At 75.8% G+C, this 1,184-nt stretch carries 1 protein-coding gene; it reads right to left on the bottom strand.

The features are described from left to right. Positions 1 to 1,184: NB-ARC domain-containing protein (locus KBX53_RS33560; RefSeq protein ID WP_247676596.1), on the bottom strand; the 1,184-nt coding region annotated here is incomplete at both ends.

The following is a 1,184-nucleotide window of genomic DNA, read 5'->3' as shown; positions in this document are numbered from 1 at the left end:
GGGGCGTGCTCGGTGACGAGGTGGGCGTGGGCCAGCTCCGCCAGCAGTCGGGGCGCCTGGGCCCGGGGCAGTCCGGCCAGGCTGGCCGCCGCCGCGAACCCGATGTCCGGTCCGGGGTGGCAGCCGATGAGCCGGAACAGCCGCGCCGCCGCCGGGGTGAGGCTCCGGTACGACCAGGAGAAGACGGCCTGCACGTCGGTGCCGGCGTCCCCACCGTCGAACGAGTCGAGTGGTCGCGGCGCCGCCCGCAGCTCGGCGGCGAGCACGGCCAGTGGGAACTCCGGCTTCTCCGCGCATCTCGCGGCGAGCGCCGCCAGCGCCAGCGGCAGCCGGGCGCACCGTTCGATGATCTCGTCCACCGCCTGTGGCTCGGCCGCCAACCGGTCCGCGCCGAGCCGCCGCGCCAACAGTTGCCAGGCCTCGGCGGTGCTGAGCAGGTCGACGCCGATCGGCCGGGCACCGTCGGCGGCGATCAGGCCGGCGAGCCGGTTGCGACTGGTGACCAGGACCAGGCAGCTCGGGCTGCCGACCAGCAGGGGCCGGACCTGGTCGGCGTCGCGGGCGTTGTCCAGCAGCACCAGCATCCGGCGGCCCGCGAGCAGGCTGCGGTAGAGGCCCACCTGCGCGGGCAGGTGGGTGGGGATGCGCTCGGGCGGCACCTCGAGCGCCTCCAGGAAGCCCCGAACCACCTCGACGGCCGTCACCACCGTCCCGCTCGAGTCGAACCCGCGCAAGTCGACGTAGAGCTGACCGTCCGGGAAGCGATCGGCGACCCGGTGCGCCCAGTTGACGGCGAGGGTCGTCTTGCCGACCCCGGCGGTGCCGGACAACGTCAGGACGGTGACCGGGGCCACGGCGTCGTCGCCGCCCGCCACGGTCCCGGCGCACTCGGCATCGAGCCGCGCGAGTTGGGTCGCGCGTCCGACGAACCTGGGCAGTGCCGGGGGCAGTTGACGGGGCACCGGGAACCGGGGGGACGTCGTTGCGGTACGCGGGCCGCCGGCCCTGGCCCGGACGACCGACCGGCCGGTGGCGGCGTGCTCCCGGTTCGGGCGTCGGCGGCACTCCTCGACCCGGTCCCGCGCGGTGGCCAGCACGCCCTGCTCGGCGGCGGTCGCCCCGAGCAGTCGGATGAGGACGTCGAACCGCTCCGGCGGCGGCAGGATGTTGCCGGCGAAGTACTC

The sequence above is a fragment of the Micromonospora sp. M51 genome, from assembly GCF_018070305.1.
Taxonomy (GTDB): domain Bacteria; phylum Actinomycetota; class Actinomycetes; order Mycobacteriales; family Micromonosporaceae; genus Micromonospora; species Micromonospora parva.
This window is presented reverse-complemented; position numbering and strand designations above follow the sequence as displayed.